This window comes from Vibrio sp. 1159 (assembly GCF_033340395.1).
Lineage (GTDB): Bacteria > Pseudomonadota > Gammaproteobacteria > Enterobacterales > Vibrionaceae > Vibrio > Vibrio alginolyticus.
On record NZ_JAWOWL010000072.1, the window covers coordinates 1 to 3156 of the forward strand.

Below are 3156 nucleotides of genomic sequence, written 5' to 3' on the forward strand. Positions count from 1 at the left end.
TTTAAAATACAAAACGCCCGATGAAGTACATCGAGCGTTTTAGTTAAAAAGTGTCAACCCATATCAGGACGGGTCAGATAGATAATTAAAATGCGACGTCTAAACCTAACCAGTAGCGACGACCATCTTCAATATATCCATATTCTTCGTAACTGATTTCCTCGTCCAGCAAGTTATAGATAGCGCCTTTAATACGAGTATTGTCGGTTAACTGGTATGTCACACCGGCGTCCACAAAGGTATAAGCTGGTTCTACAATACTGTTTCTTGATGGGCCAGTAACCGGATCCATTTCTTTACCTCGGTACGTGACTTTCGCCCAGCTCTCTAGATCTGTTGTCGTTTGCCAAGTCACATCCACATTAAACAGATGCTTTGGTAACTGCTGCAGCGGCATGCCTTTGTATTCACCTGTTTTTTGCTCTGAGTCGGTAAATGTGTAGCTCGAGCTAAGGTAAATGGTTTCCGTTAACGGCGATGCTAAGGTCGCTTCAATACCTTGTGTGACGGCTTCATCCACGTTAATACGGTACGTTGGATCTGCGCCCCATTGGTTTGGACCATCAGTACAGATAGTGTCTGGACAAACAACACGTGTGATCTTGTCTTTGAATTCGTTATGGAACGCTGTCAAAGAGACATCTAAGCCAGAATCACCTTGATACAAGACGCTGATTTCTTTGTTTAGCGACGTTTCAGGGTCAAGATCTGGGTTACCGTAGATATTACCGCCACCACTGACTTGCGCCCAGCCAGGAGTAATTTCACGTAATTGTGGAGAACGGAAACCTGTTGCCACACCGCCTTTCACCGTCCAAGACGGATCAACTCGCCATACACCGTAAACACGCGGACTAAAATGCGCGCCATAGTTTTCGTCATGATCTAGACGGCCGCCAAGCGTAACGCTAAACGGATCAGCAATTCTCCATTCATCTTCAATGAAAACAGCCCACTGCGTATTCGATGTTTCAGTCTTCGATGACGCTTTGTTGGAGGTGAAATCCTCAAGCTCTGCATGAGTAGCGTCCACACCCGTCGTCAACGTATGGTTTCCAATACCAGTCACCAAGCTCGATTTGAACGTGGTGTTGGTGATCGTCATCTCACGAGATTTGTTCTCGCTCTCTTCTCGCTGTAAGTAAGTATCTGAAATTCCCACCGAATCCCAATCACCGTTGTGGCTTACCGTTACGTAATTACGACGATATTCATTCAGTGAATCTTCACACCCACCACGACACCCTGTGGTCGGCACTGAAAGGCCCACATTGCCACGACGACTTTGTGCCGAAGTGCCGCCCTCTAATTGCACCGAGTGGCGATCATTAATCTGGTAAGTCAGTTTTGAAGAGATACTCTGCATATCTTTATCTTCATAACCGTATTCGATGTCATCTTCTTCTCTGGTTGTGTACTGACCATATACTTGGAGAGATAAATTTTCAGCCAACGGACCATTAACGAAAAAGTTCGCGCTCTGCTCTCCCCCTGAGCGACTATTCTCTTGTAGTACCGTGCCCAGTTGAACATTACCCGTCCACTCTAGCGCATCTTTTCGTGTGATGACGTTAATCACACCACCAATCGCATCAGAACCGTAAAGCGTCGACATTGGGCCACGAATAACTTCGATTCGCTCAATCGCTTGAAGAGGAGGTAACCAACCTTGTTCGATACCAGGGCCGTCACTATTTGGACGAGTTTCACGCGTACTTTGACGTTTACCATCGACCAGTATCAAAGTGTATTTAGAACCCATACCACGGATACTAATGTCGGTGGTATCACCACCACCTGTCACGACAACACCTGGCACACTTTTTAGTGCATCAGTCACATCGCGGTAATAACGGGAGTCCAACTCCTCACGTGAAATCACACTAATACTTGCAGGCGCGTCCGCTTGAGATTGCTCATAACTTGATGCAGTTACAACCACTGTTTCCATTTTAGAAACTGCATCATTGGCAAAAACATGAGGGACACTGACGAAGGCTAAAATACCAGTTGCGGTAATAACTGGCAGTCTAAGAGTAGACATCTACATCTCCATAATTGATAATGATTATTATTTTCGAAAGTGAATTATTCACAAATAGAATGAGATGCATAGTGAGAGTTATGGAACGGTTCTTTCCATTTATGGAACTCGTACATAACGCAGTAAGGAGTAAAAGAAATATGCACGACTTAGCATCAATTAGAGCCTTTGATGCGCTCAATCAGCATAAAAGTTTGACAGCCGCTGCTAAAGCCCTTAATCAGCCAAAATCAACGCTAAGTCGTCGCTTGGCACAATTAGAAGAAGACTTCGGTCAGGCTCTAACCGCCAGACAAGGTAATCGATTAGTTCTGACAAGAGCTGGAGAAATCTTTGCCCACTACAGCCGCCAGATTCTTGAGTTAAGCGAAGAGAGTTATGATGCACTGCAAGGTTTAACGAACCAAGTTTCAGGGCCACTGCATATTGTTTGTCATACTGCCTTAGTTAGAAGCTGGCTCGGCGGCGTACTCAATCGTTTTCTTGCTGATAATCCCGATGTTAGAGTTCAACTTACCAGTGACTTTTCTGAGGCGCATCATGACCCAGATTTGTTCATCTGGCTCGGTGAACGTAAAGAGCTAGACTGGCGAAAAGAAGTGCTGGGGGTATTTCGCTATACGCCTTTTGCCTCTCCAAATTATCTAAAACAACATGGGCCTATACCGCACCCCAAAGAACTTGAAGCACATCCATGGATCGATTTTGGTTCAGTGCAAGAAAATGGATTGATGCTAGCACACCCTCAACACGGTGAGTTCTTTTTAGAACCCTTTGTTAGTCGCTTATACAGCGACAACATAGCAATGCAAATAGATAGTATCGCGAATGGTCATGGTATTGGACTGCTGCCGACTTGGACAGCATGCGGCTATGAGAAACATCACCCAGGGCGAATCACACCTTGCTTAGAAGGTTGGCTTTCTGAGCCTATTTCCATTAACTGCTATACACCAGCAGGACGACCACCACTGCGCTTATCCGTACTTTTAGACTGCATTCACCAAAGCATTCCACAAGGTTGGAAAACCTGACAAAAGTAAATTACCACCTTCTAAAGAAGGTGGCTTTGTGTGAGCCCCCTAAAAGGGGGCCTTTGTTTAGTCCAGCGC

Annotated in this window: 2 protein-coding genes; one reads left to right on the forward strand and one right to left on the reverse strand. The window is 45.4% G+C overall.

The genetic code is table 11. From position 1 onward, the window contains the following. Positions 1–85: 85 nt before the first annotated feature. On the reverse strand, positions 86–2044 hold the full coding sequence (locus R7127_RS25860) for a ligand-gated channel protein (RefSeq protein WP_053306783.1): 1959 nt from the start codon (positions 2042–2044) through the stop codon (positions 86–88). A gap of 140 nt (positions 2045–2184) precedes the next feature. Here R7127_RS25860 and R7127_RS25865 point away from each other — a divergent pair, with 140 nt between their 5' ends. After that, entirely contained in the window at positions 2185–3078 is an 894-nt protein-coding gene (locus R7127_RS25865; protein ID WP_017633561.1) for a LysR family transcriptional regulator, read from the forward strand. The last annotated feature ends 78 nt before the right edge of the window (positions 3079–3156 follow it).

Bases quoted from the DNA above. Each gene is read 5' to 3' on its own strand.
- R7127_RS25865 (WP_017633561.1), top strand. From the start codon at position 2,185: ATGCACGACTTAGCATCAATTAGAGCCTTTGATGCGCTCAATCAGCAT.
- R7127_RS25860 (WP_053306783.1), bottom strand. From the start codon at position 2,044: ATGTCTACTCTTAGACTGCCAGTTATTACCGCAACTGGTATTTTAGCC.